This window comes from Gibbsiella quercinecans (assembly GCF_002291425.1).
GTDB lineage: Bacteria > Pseudomonadota > Gammaproteobacteria > Enterobacterales > Enterobacteriaceae > Gibbsiella > Gibbsiella quercinecans.
This window is the reverse complement of record NZ_CP014136.1, coordinates 3,470,533-3,488,599: the sequence shown is the minus strand read 5'-3', so window position 1 is coordinate 3,488,599 and position 18,067 is coordinate 3,470,533. Positions and strand designations below refer to the sequence as shown.

Sequence of the window (18,067 nt, the reverse complement as noted above, 5' to 3'; positions counted from 1 at the left end):
ACTGTTATTGCTTGATCATATAGCCGAAAATCCGCTTCCAGCCGTAGTCTTTTTTCTCGATATAAACGCCCTGCAGTTCCGGCGAGAACCCCGGTAACCGGTTAATCCCCTCTTCCAGCGCCAGGAAATAGCGCTGCACCGCACCGCCCCAGACTTCCCCTGGCACCACGCACAGTACGCCCGGCGGGTAAGGCAGCGCCCCTTCGGCGGCGATACGCCCCGCCGCCTGGCCGATCGGCACCAGTTCCACGTTGTCGCGGATAAACTCTACGTTGGCATCCTGCGGGTTCATCATCACCGGCGGGAAATGGGCCTGGCGGAACATTTCTTTCTGCAGTTGCTTCACATCATAGCTCACGTACAGATCGTGCATTTCCTGGCACAGCTGGCGAATGGTGTAGCCACGGTAACGCTGCTCGTTCTTGCGATAGACCGTCGGCAATACCTCGCTCAACGGCGCATCCTCCGCAACATAGCGCTCAAACTGCACCAGCATATCCACCAGCAGTTCCATCTTGGCCGGGTTTTCCGCCGGCGTGAGCAGGAACAGGATTGAGTTGAGATCGCATTTCTCCGGCACGATGCCGTTTTCACGCAGGAAGTTAGCCAAAATGGTGGCCGGGATACCAAACTCGGTGTATTGGCCGGTTGCGGCATCAATCCCCGGCGTGGTCAGCAGCAGTTTGCACGGATCGACCAGGTACTGATCCTGCGCATAGCCGGCAAAACCGTGCCAATGTTCGCCCGGCACAAAGCTGAAGAAGCGCGCATCGTCAGCGATGGTGCTGGTTTCATAATCTTGCCAGGGCTTGCCGGCCACCTGCTGCGGGATAAACGGCTTCAGCATTTCGCAGCGCGCCAACAGCTGCTTGCGCGCCTCGATCCCCAGATACACGCAGTCCATCCACATCCGGCGGCCAGCGGCGCCGGCATGCATTTTGGCGTTAACGTCCAGCGCGGCAAACAGCGGATAAAACGGGCTGGTTGAGGCGTGCAGCATAAAGGCGTTGTTCAGGTGCTTATGGTTGCAATGCCGTTTTTGCCCCTTGATGTGATCGTCTTTTTTATGGATCTGCGACGTTTGCGAGAACCCCGCCTGCTGCTTATGCACCGATTGGGTGACAAAGATGCCGGGATCGTGCTCATCCAGTTCCAGCAGCAGCGGCGAGCACTCTTTCAGCATCGGGATAAAGCCTTCGTAACCCACCCAGGCGGAATCAAACAGAATGTAATCGCACAGGTGGCCGATGGTGTCGATCACCTGCCGGGCGTTGTAGATGGTGCCGTCATAGGTGCCAAGTTGGATGATCGCCAGGCGGAACGGCCGTGCCAGATTAGCCTTCTCGGGCGCTACTTCGCGGATCTGTTCACGCAGGTAGCCTTCGTTGAAGCAGTGCGAATCAATGCCGCCGATAAAGCCAAACGGGTTGCGGGCGGTTTCCAGATACACCGGCGTGGCGCCGGCCTGGATCAGCGCGCCGTGGTGGTTGGATTTATGGTTGTTGCGATCGAACAGCACCAGATCGCCACGCGTCAGCAGCGCATTGGTCACCACTTTATTAGCCGCCGAGGTGCCGTTAAGCACAAAGTAGGTTTTATCAGCGTTGAACACGCGCGCCGCGTGCTTTTGCGCATCCTTGGCCGATCCTTCATGGATCAGCAAATCGCCAAGTTTGACATCCGCGTTGCACATGTCGGAGCGGAACAGGGTTTCGCCATAAAACTCGAAGAACTTGCGCCCCGCCGGGTGCTTGCGGAAAAACTCGCCGCCCTGGTGGCCGGGGCAGGCAAAGGTGGCGTTTTTCATTTCCACATAGGTTTTCAGGGTGCTGAAGAACGGCGGCAGCAATGCCTGCTCATAGGCATCCGCGGCCGCTTCCAGCTGCGCCATATAAAACGCTTTGGTGGCGGGCGTTAGCGCAAACACGCCGGTAATCAACGGCAGGAAATCCGGGGACAGGTGTTCGTCCCCTTCAACAGCAACAAACGTTGGGATATCAAACCCGGTGGCCTTCAGTTCAGCCAGAATACCGGCATTCACATCAGCCACAGACACCACCGCCGCGGCAACGTCGGTGTAGTCGGTCTGTTCGATGCGCACAACCTGACGCAGAGTTTCAATGCTGGCGACCAGATTGGCGCTTGTTGCTATTTTCAATTCTTTCATAAAGCGAACTCTCAAACTGTTAAGGATGAGGTGTGCCACAGGCACATACGTTAAAGGATAACAAAGGCTACCCCGGCCATGTGATGCTCGCATTGCAGCTTATCTGCAAGCGCGGCCAGCCTGATGCGTTGAGCGCAGGCAGTTATCGGGGACTGGGTTCAGCCACAACCGATAGACATCAGTAAAATCAGCGCCACAGCGCTATTTTTAATAATGCCTAACAGCGAGCATAGCGGCGCCCTCACCGCATGGGGGGCGAAGGTAATCGGGTATACAGCGTGCGGGGGAAATCACGGCGGAGCGAGGGCATCATCAGATGTCTGGTGCGCAAAAGCGCCTGAACAACCCAACCAGTCATGCCTGCAGTCCTCTAACGTTGATGAGCGATATCACCGTGATGTTAAGTGCTAAAATTTGCGCAATGATTACACGTTTCTTTATGGGGTTCAAGTAACAATTGTTCGATTTCCCTTCAACAAGAAGTTAACTTAATTAACTGTTATTTAAGTGATTAATCACCCGGCAAAAGAATAAATGGAGGTAGCCGCGCGCATAATGTAACGGCCTGCTACCGCTACCGCCTGTGCCCACAGCGGCGACGTAGCCATTACCCACACAAAGCTGAATAAAAATAGAGCAACCGCACCACTTTGCGACAGAAAGCCGTTGACGCCGGCGAGCCTTTACGGTTTAATGCGCCCCGTTGCCCGGATAGCTCAGTCGGTAGAGCAGGGGATTGAAAATCCCCGTGTCCTTGGTTCGATTCCGAGTCCGGGCACCACTTATTCAAAGAAACCAGCCTGATGGCTGGTTTTTTGCTTTCTGGGGTATGGATTTTCTATTGAACTGTGCGCTCAGAAACTGCAGCATGTTTCCCTTTCATCGATCATTCCCTTGTCGCCGCTCTAAAAACTGCCGATTGCGAGATGCCTGTACGGTTGATTCATGCAGCCACCTCATCGATATACTTATCAGGCCCAGAGCACATAGCTCGTCCGCCAGGCGTGGCGCACCGTAGCGCTTTTTTACCAACCAGAAGGCTTCACGAACAGCACGGTCACATTATACCCGGCGTTGCTGGCATAAACTCAGAATGCCATGGCGTTTACGCCAGGCATACCAGCCACTGCGGGAGACCTGAAACACGCGGGTCATCGCCTGGATGCTGAATTCAGCCTGATGTTTTTCGATAAAGACAGACTTCATTTCAGGCCCTTCGCAAAGTATGTCGCGGCCTTTTGGATAATGGTCAGCTCTTCATCCCTCTCTGTCAGTTGCCGTTTAAGCCGGACATTTTCAGCAGCCAGTTCGTTCTCACGTACAGACGGTGTCAGTTATTGCTGTTGTTTTACTGCGCCAGGCGCACAGTTGCGACTCATACAGGCTGAGTTGGCGAGCTGCGGCGGCAACCTCGATATGCTCATCCAGTTTAAGCGCTTCCTGACGAAATTCAGGCGTGTGCAGCTTACGGGGTTTCTTGCTGGTTGATACGGGTTTTGTCATGTGAGCGACCTCTGGTTGAAAGTTTACTCACTTAATCGCGTGTCCACTATTAATGAGATGGACGCTCCACTTAAACGCCATCAGATGTGCCAACGTTGAGTGTCACATTCTGGTTAAAAGGAGCGCAAAAATGCAAATATCTACCCTCGGCATTTATCTGGCTAAAAACGTATTCGTTCTTCATGGGGTTGATCATTCAGGAAAAACTGTTCTGAGAAAAAAACTTAGCCGAGGCCAGTTGGTACCCTTCGTTATACAACTGCCCCCCTGCCTGATTGGTATGGAAGCATGTTCATCAAGTCATCATTTCGCCCGTATATTTATCCGTCAGGGTCACGAAGTCCGGATGATGCCACCGCAGTATGTTAAGCCGTATGTCAAAACCAATAAAACCGACGCTGCTGATGCAGAAGCCATTTGCGAGGCTGTCACCCGTCCTAATATGCGATTTGTACAGGTGAAAACAATCGAACAACAGGCCGTTATTGCTCTTCATACTGAACGTGACCTGTATATGAGACAACGCACTGCGACCAGTAATAGTTTACGGGCAATGTTGTCCGAATTAGGATTTTGTATCCCCACAGGAATGCGCGCTTTGTATAAAAGCGTACCAACTATACTGGAGGATGCAGAAAATGAACTCTCGTCTTTTGTGCGCCGAAGTATCAGCCGCCGACTGGAGGAACTACAGGCAAAAGAAGAGCAGATTGCACAGGTTGAGCACGATCTTCAGTCATGGTTCCAGACTCAACCTGATTGCCAGAGAGTGGCCAAAGTGCCGGGTATTGGCTTGCTGACGGCAACTTACCTTATTGCGTCAGTGGGTAACGGTAAGCAGTTCAACACGGCGAAACAGTTTGCTGCATGGCTCGGTCTGACACCACGAGAGCACTCCAGTGGAGGTAAACAACGGCTCGGAGGAATAAGTAAACGTGGAGACGGATACTTCCGCTATCTTCTGGTTCATGGTGCCAGATCAGTGCTGAAACTGAGCAAAAGATAGGCACTGAGTATAAAATCCGCTTAGCTACCTGATACAAGCTCAGGCAGCGAAGTGGATTGCTGTTCAGACCCGATAATACGTTGTGGCAATGTGAGTGTAGATAGCAGGATGTCAACCACAGGTGAGAGAAACTGATACCCAGGAGGGGCAATAATAGCCCGTACTTATTGATTGGTACTCACCTGGCGGCGCTCATCATGGTTCGGGGTAATGAAAACCCCATCAGAAACCGGATATATGGCTGCAGTTACTCGTTTTGATCATTGCAGGAAACACGTTACACTGGCTGAGCGTCCATATATGCTGGGTAAGATCAAGCAGCCACCAACGTCGGCGCAGCCAACACACATCGCTGAACGTCTTACCGTCCGATGTGGTGACATAACCCCATCCCCTGATGATGCACTTTATTGTGATATGCCTTGTTCACGAATAGAATCAAAAGAACCATTTCATCCCGAGCTTTCAATCTGCGTGGTGATACAGGTGTGATCAGGTATTCATCGCAATGTTCGTTTGAACTATCGCTGAGATGCCCACGGGCAGTCACTATACCAGCCGAACTCAGTGTTACATCGTGGGCGCTCTTGTTGGAAACGTAGATTCTGTCTTCATACTGATCGCACCCCAAGAAAAGGTGTAGCGATGTTCTGGATTTTAATAACTGGAATACAGATAGTGCAAACCCAGCCCATGCAGCAAGCGTGGTCAGATTATCCACATCAAACAACCAATCTTTCAAAGTTCCATCCCCTGAGAACTAAGACAATCAGCAATCCCTTGACGCTGCGAGTAAGTTAATTGAAAGTACGAATCGAATACACCTAGGACTTGTGCAGTATTATCCACATGAACAGAACCTAGTGCATCGGAAGGAAGCGAGCCAGCAAGGATGACAGTAAAATATCCCGAAGAAATAGAAACTGTCAGGAAGCAACTGGGTAAAAACTCGTAACGCGTACTCATAACCACCTCATTTTCAGTCAATGCCCGTATCACCTACATCAATGATTGTATTTCTCGTACAGCATCAAAAAGCCCGTATATCAGCAAAGGAGAATGGATCCTTGCGGCCGGATGGGAATAGATAATCACAGGGCGATTATCACTGTTCAAAAACCATTGAATACCTCGACTAGTTTTAAAAACTTCGCAATCAGTGAAATCTAAAGCGGAACGAAAGTCCCAACCAGTCCCGCAGCAAATCGTTATGTCAGGGTTATAAAAGGCATACTGTTTCTGAATGAATAACTTGTCCTCAACTACAACAGGGACAAAGCTGGCCCTTTCAGTGGTGTGACTACCAGGGGATTTTTTCAGATTCATGGCGCAGATTGCGCGTAAAGTTTGCTGACGATCTTCTAAACTAATATTCGCCAGTTCTTTCCATCTCATTTCATGATCAATGCTTCTGATGCATTTGACCCAACGGGTAACGTTATCCCAAGTTTGCCGACGCCCGCCCCCGTAGATGTACTTACGCAAATCCCAATCTCCGCCATCAATATCATTCACCTCTTTCAGAACAAAGCAGAGTTTCAGCCCTGATTCAAGGTAATCAGTCTCGGATACAACACCATCAAATACAAAGCCTTTCCGGTTCAAGCTCCAAAGGTTAAAAAGCTCCATCTCTTGCTCAGTGATTGACATTGAAACCATTCCATTATTGATTTTTAAGATTAATCTCACGCTATCGTAAAAAAAAGAATTCAGCAACTATCAAATTTCTGACCTTGAATACCATTAAATCACCAAGATGGTGACATCGAGTCGCGCCGTAGGCGTATCATTGGTTATTACAAGGAAAGGAAAGACAAGAATAGAGTACAACCAGCCCTGCGGTTAGCTACTTTCAGATAAATTTCCTATTCTCTGTCACCCTGACCCCGAATATAATCCAGTCATAATCAGGAATAACCAGCTTCATTCTGGCTGCATATTCTGGCAACCGGCAGATTTTTCGGCGAATTCAGACAGAGTCATTCATCCAAACGCAGAATGGGGACGACTCTGGTTATAGTGTATACGCCTGGCCTCGATTTTGTACCGTGCATCATCCAAAGACATGAACCCGTTCTCGTTCAGACACTCCTGCCGCAGCCTGCCGTTAAAAGACTCAACCGTGGCATTATCCGTTGGTGTCCCGGGCCGCGAAAAGTCAATCCTTATACCCCGTTCGTAAATCCATTTATCCAGCATTTTCCCTGCAAATTCAGAATAATTGTCGGTTTTCAGTAATGCGGAAAAGGACGTCTGAGAGCAATGCTGTTTAGCATCTCTGCAACTTCGGTTGAGCACAGGTTCTGACCCACGCAGATCCCCAGACATTCGCGCGTATAGAGATCAATGACTGTCAGCAGACGCAGCCGACGCTCGTCGAACAAGTGTAAGCATACCGATTTTAGTCCCAGACACATTTTGAGATTTCCGGGTTTTCCACCATTAATTGGTACTCTTCCAGAGTCAGATTATTAAGGGTGACCATGTTCTATAAATGCTGGAATTTGGCTATATGGTGGGTTGCTCCATATGGACGACTCAGCACCCCAATCTTGCTTTAATGCATCTTCTTCCGCAGTCCAGAATCTGGAGCATAAAGCATTATCAGCGCTTGCCGCTGCATCCAGAGTGAAACTGAATTCTTTATTCAAGCCATGGAACAATGACCACGGCGATGGTCAGTTGTCATTACCTCCGCGGTTCTTTCCTATGGACAAATGCTGCATCAACGTCTGGAATCTTACATGATTACGGAAAGCAGCCACGACCAACAGCGGCGCAGCCAACTAACATCACTGAACAGCTTCCGGTTCGATGTCTTCACATATACACCGCCACGATGAAGCGCCTTTTTATGTGTGTATCTTCTTGATAAATGGTACTTCTAAGATCATTTCATCACAGACTTTCAATCTCAGCAACATCGGGCTGATGTATTCGCCGAAATGTTCATCTAAATAAATGCAAATATGTGAAAAGGCCATCTTTCAAGATGGTCTTTTATTTATTAAAAATAATAATTTAAACGCTAATTATTTAATCGAAGGTGATCTCGTCAGAAATACTATTTGCGATTTTCGAACGTAAAAATGCCACCTGTAATACAGCAGGAATAGTAACGCGGTACGCAGTACTTCCGATATCAATTGCTGTCCAAAGACCTGTAATACCCCACCCTATTGGGCCTGTAAGTATCGATAATGTTCTCATCATTGTTCCAGTAGCTGCAAAGCTCAAACCTCTGCCAATAAGAGCTTTCAAGACTTGGTTAACTATAATTGCAGTTAATTGATAAGATTTAAAACCACCGGCCCGGAATATAGCTTGAAAGCCTGCGGTTAATGTCTTCGCTGTTAAACCAGAAACATTTTTAACTCCAAGACTCTCACCTAATTCTTTAATTTCATCTTGAGACATAGATTCTAATGCTTTCGTCATGATAGTCATTAGTAAATTTGATTCAATCAAATCAATAGAAGATTTTTTATTATAATTTACTTTAAGTTTATCGCAGACATCACACAAAACTTCCTTATACAATACACCCTTTCCACCTCTCACAAGGGTGGCAAATGTATTACCACCAAAGCATTGTATTTCCGCTGCAATCTCCTTCCAATACATGCTGTGTTTGGGTGCATACTTTTTGTATGCCTCAGTCGTTGAAAGCTCTTCTGTCCAGCGGGTTTCGCCGTCTTTGTCATAGATAAGACATTGCACAAGATCGTTAAGATCTTCATCTGAACATTGTGAAAGAAACTCTAAATCAACATCATCACGATAAGCCATACACCACTCCGTAGCTATTTAAATTTAGTTGGAATCACATTGATAAATGACGCATAAACAGATGCATACTTCATTATGTTGCTATGGAAATCAGTATCTATGATATTTCCCATTTCTTTCTCTATAATTTTTCGCATTACAGAGTCAACTTTATAGGAAGTAGCAGAAACCAAATTTTTTCCGTCTATAAGATTGTCGTCTTCAAGCGGGGAGTATGAGACCGCCCATACTTTATTCAATAATTCGCGTGCTAATTTTTCTGCTAATAAAATTGTCTCATTTGCACCAACACCAGCAACTTTGCAGAATTTCATTAAATTTTCAACTAATAAAGAGGATTTGCCATTCTCTACCTTTCCCCATCCTGCACTTGTCATTCCAAGTTTTTCAGCGATCTCCGCTTGAGTAATACCCCGAGCTTCTCGGAGATCACGAATATGAAAAGCCAGAATAGTCAAAAACGATGTTTTCATCATATCACCTCAATGGTGATTGATAAACTGCAAGTTTATTTTTGGCGTCTGGAAATGTTTCTGAGCATAGCGATGGTTACACCCGTCGCTCATCATCGTGGGCGTATTATCTATTCCCTCAGCAGTGACATCGGTAGGATAGGGCCAAATCGGCCCTAATCAATTGACTATAATCAGATATATTTTCTGGCCTCTGATACCATTTTCAACTCTGCCTCTTCTGCCTTCTTCCGTTCAAGCCAAGCTTTACCTTCCGGTGTAGCAAAGAACTTACGAGCGTGGATCTTACGATTGTTGCGTTTGGTCGCTGCTGTATTTTTTGCCATGATTGCCTCCATATCGGCCCCACAGGGGACCACAAAGGTAAGCTATGAAAAAGCTCACTGAGAAGTAAACCTGCAAAATGCCACTGAAAAACGGGTTCGACACCCAATAGGTGACCATTACGTGCCGTGTTGGGCACATAAGGAGAGGCGGAACGTAGCGACATCGCTGTTAGCCCTTGTCCCTTCATAAGGAGGACCGAGCCATATGTGATCCCCTAGCGGGAATGATGACGCCTTGTCATGGCTTCTTACTCAGGTAGCCGTTGTGATCCGGTAGCTGAAACCGTGGCAGAGCCGGATTCTTTCCCGATCCGGTTAGTCTTCCCAACATTAACGCCTGTTTATTCGCTGCAACGTCATCGCGACGTGTTGCATCATAGAGCGCCGCACGAAGCGCGAGCCACATTGACAAGGGTTCTGGGAAAGGATTAGAGACGCTGGCGACGTCATCGGCTTCAAGTTGTTGGTGGAACGATGCGACTGTTCACACTTTGTACGTGTTTGAGCCTGGAAACGACACGCCGCTATGAGTTAACATCCCAATTGCCACTATTAACCACAGCGGCAACTGTTACTGAAAGAATCACTGATAAAAAGATCGTACATTGAGAGAGAAAATCTCTACAATAGATTGATTTATAAGGATTTTTACGTGATGGTGCCGATAATAGGAGTCGAACCTACGACCTTCGCATTACGAATGCGCTGCTCTACCAACTGAGCTATATCGGCTTTGGGGCGGGAATGCTGAGTGCATGCCAACGTGCGGTGAACAACTTATGCAAAAGCCCCCCCAGAGTCAAGAGGCAGCGTGCTAACCGCTGAAAATCTCATCAACCGTACACGTTTTGTGGTCTGATTCGCAGATAAAATACGCAAAAATAAAGCGCAGCCTTGCTGCGCTTTTCGGTGTTGCTGGGGTCAACAGCGCCAGATTTAGCGGCGCACCAGATCGTCGCCGTAACCAATCCATTTATAGGTGGTTAGCGCATCCAACCCCATGGGGCCGCGCGCATGCAGTTTCTGGGTGCTGACCGCCACTTCCGCCCCCAGGCCGAACTGGCCGCCATCGGTGAAACGGGTGCTGGCGTTAACGTACACGGCGGAAGAATCCACTGCACGCACAAAATGCTCGGCATTGCGCATGGAGCGCGTCAGGATGGCATCGGAGTGGTTGGTGCCATGGGTGCGAATATGGTCGATAGCCTGATCGATATCCGCCACCAGCGCCACATTCAAATCCAGCGAAAGCCATTCGTCTTCGTAATCCGCTGCGGCCACCGGCACCACCTTCGCCGGGCCCTGCTCCAGCAGCGCCAACGCCTCTTCGCTGGCATGCAGCGTCACGCCCAATTCGGCCATCCGCGCGCTCAGCGCAGGCAGGAAGCGGCCGGCAATGGCGCGGTTAACCAACAAGGTCTCGACAGAGTTACAGGCGCTTGGGCGCTGGATTTTGGCGTTTTCTATCACCGCCAGCGCTTTTTCATCATCTACGCTGTCGTCCACATAGATATGGCAAACGCCGATGCCGCCGGTAATGACCGGGATGGTCGACTGTTCGCGGCACAGCTTGTGCAGGCCGGCGCCGCCGCGTGGGATCAGCATGTCGATATAGCGATCCATACGCAGCAGCTCCGCCACCAACGCACGATCCGGGCTTTCAATCGCCTGCACTGCCGCCGCCGGCAGGCCGCACTGCTCCAGCGCCAACTGGATCACTTTCACCGTCGCCTGGTTGGTATGGAAAGTTTCTTTGCCGCCGCGCAGGATCACCGCGTTGCCGGTTTTCAGGCACAGGCTGGCCACATCGATAGTCACGTTGGGGCGCGCTTCATAAATCACGCCAATCACGCCCAGCGGCACGCGGCGGCGTTCCAGCTTCAGGCCGTTGTCCAGCAGGCTGCCGTCCAATACGTGCCCAACCGGATCGCTCAGGCGGCACACCTGGCGCACATCGTTGGCAATGGCCGTCAGGCGCTCAGGCGTCAGCAACAGGCGGTCCAGCAACGCATCGCTCATCCCCGCCGCACGCGCCTGCGCCATATCCTGCTCGTTAGCCTGCAAAATCGTGTCGCTATGGGCTTCCAGCATGTCCGCCATCACCGCCAACACCCGGTTTTTCTCTGCCGTGCTCAGCACCGCCAACTGCCAGGAGGCCTGCTTCGCGGCCTTCCCCATCTGCTCAAGCATGCATACTCCTTAACTTACAATCATATCGTCGCGGTGGACGGCCACCGGGCCGTATTCATAACCGAGGATCTCGTTGATCTCCTGCGAGTGATGGCCGGCAATCATGCGCATAGCATCACTGTTATAACGGCTAACGCCATGTGCCAGATCGCGCCCGGCCAGGCTGCGGATGCGGATCACTTCACCACGGGAGAAATCCCCACGCACCTCGCGGATGCCTTTCGGCAGCAACGAACTGCCGCGCGCCACAATCGCGTCAACCGCACCGTCGTCCACGGTGATCTCACCGGCCGGCGGCGCGCCGAAGATCCAGCGCTTGCGGTTTTCCAGCGGGGTTTCCTGTGCGTGGAAACGGGTGCCCACCGGAGTGCCGGCGATCACATCGGCGATCACCCCCGGCTTGCCACCGGCCGCGATAATCACGTCGATGCCGGCACGGCAAGCAACGTCAGCCGCCTGCAGCTTGGTGCCCATGCCGCCGGTGCCCAGGCCGGAAACGCTGTCGCCAGCGATCGCGCGCAGGGCATCATCAACGCCGTGCACTTCACGGATCAGCTCGGCTTGCGGATCTTGGCGCGGATCGGCCGTGAACAGGCCCTGCTGATCGGTCAGCAGCAGCAGTTTATCCGCCCCGGCGAGGATCGCCGCCAGCGCAGAAAGGTTATCGTTATCGCCAACCTTAATTTCGGCGGTTGCCACCGCGTCGTTCTCGTTGATCACCGGCACGATACGGTTATCCAACAGCGCGCTCATGGTATCGCGCGCATAGAGGAAACGTTCGCGATCTTCCAGATCGGCGCGCGTCAGCAGCATCTGGCCGATGTGGATACCATAAATTGAAAACAGCTGTTCCCACAGTTGGATCAGCCGGCTCTGCCCCACCGCCGCCAGCAGTTGCTTGGAAGCGATGGTGGCGGGCAACTCGGGGTAGCCCAAATGCTCACGCCCGGCGGCGATCGCGCCGGAAGTCACGATAACAATGCGGTGGCCCGCGGCGTGTTGCTGCGCACACTGGCGCACAAGTTCAACGATGTGAGCGCGGTTCAAGCGCAACGATCCACCGGTCAACACGCTAGTGCCCAACTTCACAACCAATGTCTGGCTGCCATTCATAATATTTCTGCCGTTAGATTTAAACAAAGAAAGGAATGCAAAAGACGTTGTAACAGGAGAGACGCGTTATGCCAACAGGCACAACGCGAAATCCGACCAATTGTGCAGCCAAATTGATCTAAGCGGAAAGTTTTATCGGTCGTTCGTCAAAATCATCGGCGGGTTCCAGCGCCAGCTCCATGGTCGCCAACAGCTCGGCCAGCCGTTGGTGAAAACCGCGCAGCGTGGTTTCCAGCTTCTCTTTCACTTCGGCGTCTTTGATTTTTTCCGCTTTCCAGTCGCCTTCTTTATTGTACAGGCCAAACTGATAAGCGTAGGTAAAACGTTCCTTTTCCGCCTGCAGCTCAATCCACCAGCCCCAGAACTCCCGTTTTTCCGGCGCGGGCTTTGCGCTCACGCAAACGGCTAAACAGTCAAAGAAAAAACGGTCATTCTTGCATTGCCCTTCCCGCAGGTATGGCCCCAGGCTGGCAAAACGTTGCATCAGTCTGCTTTTGGGGTGGCCACTCGGTAACGTCATACATCAACCTCCTCAATGTCGAGTATTCTTTTTAACAAAATGTTAAAAATTAGCAACCAGTTAACGCATTTTCTCTTTCAACCAGCGGCTGGTCTGCTGCAGCGCCTGATGAAAACTGCGATACACCGGCTTGCTCGGGATGTTCAGCAGCTTGCCATCCGAAGACGAGTTGGCAATAAGCTGCGCATCTTCTTTCGGGCTTAGCGGATCGTTTTCCCAATAGCCGGCCAGCATCGGCGTTGGACAACGGTGCCCCAGCAAGCCCTGCGTCTTCAGCGAATAGCGATTCAGTTCCACCATCAGCACGTCGTCAGAAGCATTGGTCATGCCCATCCGGCTGGCCAATACGTCCATATACATTTCCGGCACGTGCTGCTGGAACTGCGCATCGCACAGCAGCGTATGCACCACCGGGCCAAGGCACGCCACGGCCCGCAGGCGCTGCGGCTCCAGATAGGCCAGGCGCACCGCCACGTTGGCGCCGAAGCGGAAGCCAAGCGCCGCTACACGGGTATGATCGATCCACGGTACTTCCGGCAACTGCCTTAGCACCTGCTGATGCAGGAAACTGGAATCCTGCGTTAACTTCCATTTGCAGGAAGAACCGATGGAAGGCATATCGATGGTCAGCATGGCGATGCCAAGCGGCGCCAGGTAGTCACGGAACAGGCGGTGATAGTCGGTTTGCAGGGTGTCCAGGCTGCCGCACATCAATAGCGTTGGGTATGGCGCCTTATCGTCGCCCGGCATATGCAGGAAGCCGGAAATCGGGCTGCCGCCTTCCACTTTGAATTCCAACTCTTTGAGCTGGTAAGGCAACAGCAGCGCGGCCTCTTCATAGGCACGGTTGGAGAGCGCTTCGGCCTGTTCGGCCAGTTCATCCCCCTTCAGGTGCGGATACCCGGCAATGCTGTAGAAATTGGCGGCGTTCAGCCAGTATTTGCCGGCCAGCAACGGATCCTGTTGTTCCTGGGCCTGCTGCTGCCACTGCATCCCCTGGTGCACCCACTCGTAGATCCAGTTACCGTTGCGGTAACCCACCACGGTATCCAGCAGATTGGTATAGCTGTGTTCCGCCCGCGAGGCGGCAATCCGCGCCAGCACTTCGGTGATCTCGACCGGGCTAACGCCGCGCCAGGTCCACAGCAAGCGGTTGAGCATACGGTACCAGTTACCGGTACTGTCGCCCTCCAGCGCCGAGTGCATATCCACATTTTCGGCATGGTGCGAACGCAGCACCAGCGTCGATGTTTCAGGGTGTTTAAATGAAGGTTTGAATAAAATCTCTGACAGGTTGGCTTGCACCATGATGACAACAGCCTCCGTTCATCTGGCTACAGACAGAAAATGGCCTGATTATCTGTGGGCAGTGTACCTAACTCTGGGGATAGAAACCAAAATAACTGTTCAACAAAGCGGATTTGCCGTGCGGGTATCGGGTGAAGCATGGCCAGAATTATGCCGCCCCTTTCCGTGGGGAAAGGGGCGGCATAGGCAGAGGTTACCTCGGCCACGTAGTTCTGGCGCCGTCAGGCGCCATGGCCGCAGGAGGTGGGGGAAATTAACGCCCGCCGATCGGCGGAATAAACGCCACGCCCATATCCCATGGCTGTTCAATCCAGGTATTCTGTGGAATATCAACCACATAATCATCAACCAGCGGCCGGCCGGCCGGTTTGGCGAAGATGGTCACAAAGTGCGCCTTCGGGTACATCGCGCGGATAGCTTGCGCCGTGCCGCCGGTATCCACCAGATCGTCAACTACGATAAAGCCCTCACCGTCCCCTTCGGCACGTTTGAGCACTTTCATTTCACGCTGGTTATCATGGTCGTAGCTGGAGATACAAACGGTATCCACATGGCGAATACCCAGTTCACGCGCCAGCAGAGCGGCCGGCACCAGGCCACCGCGGCTGACGGCGATAATCCCCGTCCATTTGTCGGCAGGCAGCAGGCGGTGCGCCAATTTGCGGGCTTGCATTTGCAGCATGTCCCAGGTAACAACGTATTTTTCACTCATAGAAGGGTATCCCAGCCTGCAATGGTGCGGCTTACTCAGTGATCAAGGGAAAAAAGGTTGCGCGAGATTATAGAGAGTGAACGCGCCGAATGCCAGATGAACCGTGGCCATCCGCGCGTTTTCATCCGCTGCGCCATGCGCCGGCGGGCGGTTGAAACACGGCGAATCAAGCGCTTAAACCGCACAATACGGCGCGCGCGCCGGGTGAAAGAAAGTGATATTCTCTGCGTATTGTGCCCAAGCGCACCGTTATCCATGGCCTTTAACCACACAGCACGTTCTTCCATCGCCGAACAGCTGTTACAGGAGACTTATCGTGTCTGAATTGTCGCGTCTTGCACCACAGCCGCTGTGGGACATTTTTGCCAAAATCTGCTCGATCCCACACCCGTCTTATCATGAAGAAGCCCTGGCGGCGCACATCCTGGCCTGGGCCAAAGATAAAAAACTGCACGCAGAGCGCGATCGGGTCGGCAATATCCTGCTGCGTAAGCCCGCTACACCGGGGTTGGAAAACCGCAAACCGGTGGCCCTGCAGGCGCACCTGGATATGGTGCCGCAAAAAAACAACGACACCGTGCACGATTTCACCCAAGATCCGATCCAGCCCTACATCGATGGCGAATGGGTTAAGGCTCGCGGCACCACCCTGGGCGCAGACAACGGCATCGGCATGGCGTCTGCGCTGGCGGTGCTGGCCGACGACAGCGTGGAGCACGGCCCGCTGGAAGTGCTGCTGACCATGACCGAAGAGGCGGGAATGGACGGCGCCTTTGGCCTGCAGGCCGGCTGGCTACAGGCTGAAATCCTGATCAATACCGATTCGGAAGAAGAAGGCGAAATCTACATGGGTTGCGCCGGCGGCATCGACGCCATCACCACCTTGCCATTGCAACGTGAAGCGCTGCCAGCGGGCTACCAGCTCCTGAAGCTGACCCTCAAGGGCCTGAAGGGCGGGCACTCCGGCGCCGAAATCCATCTGGGCCTGGGCAATGCCACCAAGCTGCTGGCGCGTTTTCTGTTCGCCCATGCGCCAACGCTGGATCTGCGCGTGCTGGAGCTGAACGGCGGCAACTTGCGCAATGCTATCCCGCGTGAAGCCTTTGCCGTGATCGCCGTTCCTGCCGATAAGGCGGCGGCGCTGCAAACCCAATGCGACGAGTATCTGGCGTTGCTGCGCAGCGAACTGGCGGCCAAAGAAAAAAACATCACCCTGCTGCTTGAGGCGACCACCAGCGAGCTGCAACCACTGCAAGCGGAGTGCCAGCAACGCTTCCTGGCGTTGCTCAACAGCACGCCGAACGGCGTTATTCGCATGAGCGACGTGGTGAAAGGCGTGGTGGAAACCTCGCTTAACCTGGGTGTGGTCACCACCAGTGCAGATCAGGCGCAGATCAGTTGCCTGATCCGTTCCCTGATCGACAGCGGCAAAGACTACGTGGTGGAAACGCTCACGGCGTTAGGCCAGCTGGCAGGCGCGCAGGTAGTGGCAAAAGGCAGCTACCCTGGCTGGCAGCCGGATGCCGATTCCGCGGTGATGCATCTGGTGCGCGAACTGTATCAGGATCTGTTCAACAAGACCCCGAACATCATGGTGATCCACGCCGGGCTGGAGTGTGGCCTGTTCAAAAAGCCGTACCCGGATTTAGACATGGTGTCGATCGGGCCAACCATCACCGGGCCACACTCCCCGGATGAGCAGGTGCATATCAAAAGCGTCGGCGATTACTGGACGCTGCTGACCGCCCTGCTGAAAGCCATTCCTGAACGCGCCTGATTGTAGCGCCGGCGTGATGCCCTGGGGCGCTCAATTGCCCCAGGGCAGCGGCAGCTGCCGCTCAATCTGCGGATCGCGCAGGGTGACGTGCAGCCCCACCAGGCGCACGCCCCGCCCTTCGCGCCGTTCAAGCCACACCTGCTTTGCCACATTGAGCAAATCATCCTGGTTCAACACCGGCCAGACATGCTCCTGGGTGGTCTGTTGAAAATCCTGGAACTTCAGCTTAACCCCCTGGCGGGCAATCTGCAGATCCGGCTTTAGCCTGCTCAGGCGCATTTCCAGTTCCGGGTAGAGCTTTTCAACGATCAACGCTTCGCACGCCTGCCAGTCATGAATATCCTCCGCCAGCGTGCGCTCCACCCCCACCGATTTGCGCAGCCGATCGGGTGAAACGCTGCGCTCATCAATCCCCTGGCAACGTTCCCACAGCACCCGGCCAAACTTGCCAAAACGTTTTAACAGCGTGGCCAAATCATACTGCTGCACGTCCGCACAGGTTTTCAGCCCCATCTCTTCCAGCCGTTTGGCGGTCACTTTGCCTACCCCGGGGATTTTGCCCAGCGGCAACTGCTGCAAAAACGCCGGCACCTGCGCCGGGGTGATGACATATTGCCCGTTGGGTTTGTTCAGATCGGAGGCGATTTTGGCAAGGAACTTGATCGGCGCCACGCCGGCAGAGGCCGTGAGCTGCAGTTCATCGAAAATTGCCTGGCGGATCTCTTGGGCGATCAAGGTTGCCGAGCCGTTGCACTGCGTGCTTGCACTCACGTCCAGATAGGCCTCATCCAAGGACAGCGGCTCAATCAACGGCGTGTAGCGGGCAAAGATGGTGCGGATATGCTGCGAAGCTTCTTTATACGCGGCCATGCGGCCGGGTATCAGCTTCAGGTGCGGGCACAGCTTCAGCGCCATGGCGGACGACATCGCGCTGTGTACGCCGTAACGGCGCGCCGGGTAGTTAGCGGTACTGATCACCCCGCGCCGTTCGGCGCTACCGCCGATCGCCAGCGGGATATCGCGCAGGCTGGGATCGTCGCGCATCTCGACGGCGGCAAAAAAGCAATCCATATCGACATGAATGATTTTACGCATCTCCCCTCCCAGTTACTGTATGAGTATACAGTAAAAGGTAAGAAGCTCAAATCAAGCCAGCCCACCGCCAAGATGGCGCTATTGCCTT

The 18,067-nt window shown here is 52.8% G+C and carries 15 protein-coding genes, 2 tRNA genes and 3 pseudogenes; 3 read left to right on the top strand and 17 right to left on the bottom strand.

The features are described from left to right. Positions 1-4: 4 nt before the first annotated feature. Positions 5-2,167, bottom strand: coding sequence for an ornithine decarboxylase SpeF (speF, locus tag ACN28Q_RS16095; RefSeq protein ID WP_095847261.1), 2,163 nt, complete (start codon positions 2,165-2,167; stop codon positions 5-7). 705 nt (positions 2,168-2,872) lie between these two features. On the opposite strand from speF, the gene ACN28Q_RS16090 reads away from it, so the two are divergent. After that, a tRNA-Phe gene (locus tag ACN28Q_RS16090) sits at positions 2,873-2,948 on the top strand. 116 nt (positions 2,949-3,064) lie between these two features. On the opposite strand, the pseudogene ACN28Q_RS16085 reads toward ACN28Q_RS16090, so the two are convergent. Next, positions 3,065-3,670, bottom strand: a pseudogene (locus tag ACN28Q_RS16085) (transposase); the annotation flags it as partial. A gap of 130 nt (positions 3,671-3,800) precedes the next feature. Here ACN28Q_RS16085 and ACN28Q_RS16080 point away from each other — a divergent pair. Next, positions 3,801-4,673 (top strand): annotated as a pseudogene (locus ACN28Q_RS16080) (IS110 family RNA-guided transposase); the annotation flags it as partial. A 364-nt stretch (positions 4,674-5,037) separates the two neighbouring features. On the opposite strand, the gene ACN28Q_RS16075 reads toward ACN28Q_RS16080, so the two are convergent. The 14 genes and pseudogenes from ACN28Q_RS16075 to gpt all read right to left on the bottom strand — a co-directional run bounded on the left by ACN28Q_RS16075 (position 5,038) and on the right by gpt (position 15,107). Beyond that, complete coding sequence (locus tag ACN28Q_RS16075; RefSeq protein ID WP_131928998.1) at positions 5,038-5,418, bottom strand: hypothetical protein; 381 nt, start codon at positions 5,416-5,418, stop codon at positions 5,038-5,040. Continuing rightward, positions 5,415-5,642 carry a hypothetical protein gene (locus tag ACN28Q_RS16070; RefSeq protein WP_131928997.1) on the bottom strand — a complete coding sequence of 76 codons (228 nt, stop codon included), beginning with the start codon at positions 5,640-5,642 and terminating at the stop codon, positions 5,415-5,417. The genes ACN28Q_RS16075 and ACN28Q_RS16070 overlap by 4 nt, the downstream gene beginning before the upstream one ends. Positions 5,643-5,675: 33 nt before the next feature. Next, positions 5,676-6,326 carry a hypothetical protein gene (locus ACN28Q_RS16065; RefSeq protein WP_095847260.1) on the bottom strand — a complete coding sequence of 217 codons (651 nt, stop codon included), beginning with the start codon at positions 6,324-6,326 and terminating at the stop codon, positions 5,676-5,678. A 333-nt stretch (positions 6,327-6,659) separates the two neighbouring features. Further along, positions 6,660-6,902 (bottom strand): annotated as a pseudogene (locus ACN28Q_RS16060) (integrase core domain-containing protein); the annotation flags it as partial. Positions 6,903-7,147: 245 nt separating this feature from the next. Beyond that, positions 7,148-7,327 carry a DNA N-6-adenine-methyltransferase gene (locus tag ACN28Q_RS16055; protein ID WP_165907113.1) on the bottom strand — a complete coding sequence of 60 codons (180 nt, stop codon included), beginning with the start codon at positions 7,325-7,327 and terminating at the stop codon, positions 7,148-7,150. 385 nt (positions 7,328-7,712) lie between these two features. Continuing rightward, positions 7,713-8,465, bottom strand: a complete 753-nt coding sequence (locus ACN28Q_RS16050; protein ID WP_095847257.1) for a YaaW family protein — start codon at positions 8,463-8,465, stop codon at positions 7,713-7,715. 14 nt (positions 8,466-8,479) lie between these two features. After that, positions 8,480-8,941: a helix-turn-helix domain-containing protein gene (locus ACN28Q_RS16045; RefSeq protein ID WP_230469470.1), complete on the bottom strand. Its 462-nt coding sequence runs from the start codon at positions 8,939-8,941 to the stop codon at positions 8,480-8,482. Between the two features lie 170 nt (positions 8,942-9,111). Then, complete coding sequence (locus ACN28Q_RS16040; RefSeq protein ID WP_165907112.1) at positions 9,112-9,264, bottom strand: hypothetical protein; 153 nt, start codon at positions 9,262-9,264, stop codon at positions 9,112-9,114. A gap of 656 nt (positions 9,265-9,920) precedes the next feature. Beyond that, positions 9,921-9,996: transfer RNA gene (locus ACN28Q_RS16035), tRNA-Thr, on the bottom strand. A 204-nt stretch (positions 9,997-10,200) separates the two neighbouring features. Then, positions 10,201-11,454, bottom strand: a complete 1,254-nt coding sequence (proA, locus tag ACN28Q_RS16030) for a glutamate-5-semialdehyde dehydrogenase (RefSeq protein WP_095847256.1) — start codon at positions 11,452-11,454, stop codon at positions 10,201-10,203. A gap of 9 nt (positions 11,455-11,463) precedes the next feature. Then, positions 11,464-12,567 carry a glutamate 5-kinase gene (gene proB / locus ACN28Q_RS16025; RefSeq protein ID WP_095847255.1) on the bottom strand — a complete coding sequence of 368 codons (1,104 nt, stop codon included), beginning with the start codon at positions 12,565-12,567 and terminating at the stop codon, positions 11,464-11,466. Positions 12,568-12,685: 118 nt separating this feature from the next. Further along, entirely contained in the window at positions 12,686-13,087 is a 402-nt protein-coding gene (gene crl, locus ACN28Q_RS16020; protein WP_095847254.1) for a sigma factor-binding protein Crl, read from the bottom strand. A gap of 60 nt (positions 13,088-13,147) precedes the next feature. Beyond that, a complete protein-coding gene (gene frsA, locus ACN28Q_RS16015) occupies positions 13,148-14,395 on the bottom strand; it encodes an esterase FrsA (protein ID WP_095847253.1) in 1,248 nt (415 codons plus the stop codon). Between the two features lie 253 nt (positions 14,396-14,648). Then, positions 14,649-15,107 carry a xanthine phosphoribosyltransferase gene (gene gpt, locus ACN28Q_RS16010; RefSeq protein ID WP_095847252.1) on the bottom strand — a complete coding sequence of 153 codons (459 nt, stop codon included), beginning with the start codon at positions 15,105-15,107 and terminating at the stop codon, positions 14,649-14,651. A 316-nt stretch (positions 15,108-15,423) separates the two neighbouring features. Here gpt and pepD point away from each other — a divergent pair, with 316 nt between their 5' ends. Next, positions 15,424-16,884: a beta-Ala-His dipeptidase gene (gene pepD / locus ACN28Q_RS16005; protein ID WP_095847250.1), complete on the top strand. Its 1,461-nt coding sequence runs from the start codon at positions 15,424-15,426 to the stop codon at positions 16,882-16,884. A 30-nt stretch (positions 16,885-16,914) separates the two neighbouring features. Here pepD and dinB read toward each other — a convergent pair whose 3' ends face one another. Continuing rightward, the gene (dinB, locus tag ACN28Q_RS16000) at positions 16,915-17,979 is read right to left on the bottom strand and encodes a DNA polymerase IV (protein ID WP_095847249.1); all 1,065 of its coding nucleotides are present in this window, start codon (positions 17,977-17,979) and stop codon (positions 16,915-16,917) included. Between the last annotated feature and the right edge of the window lie 88 nt (positions 17,980-18,067).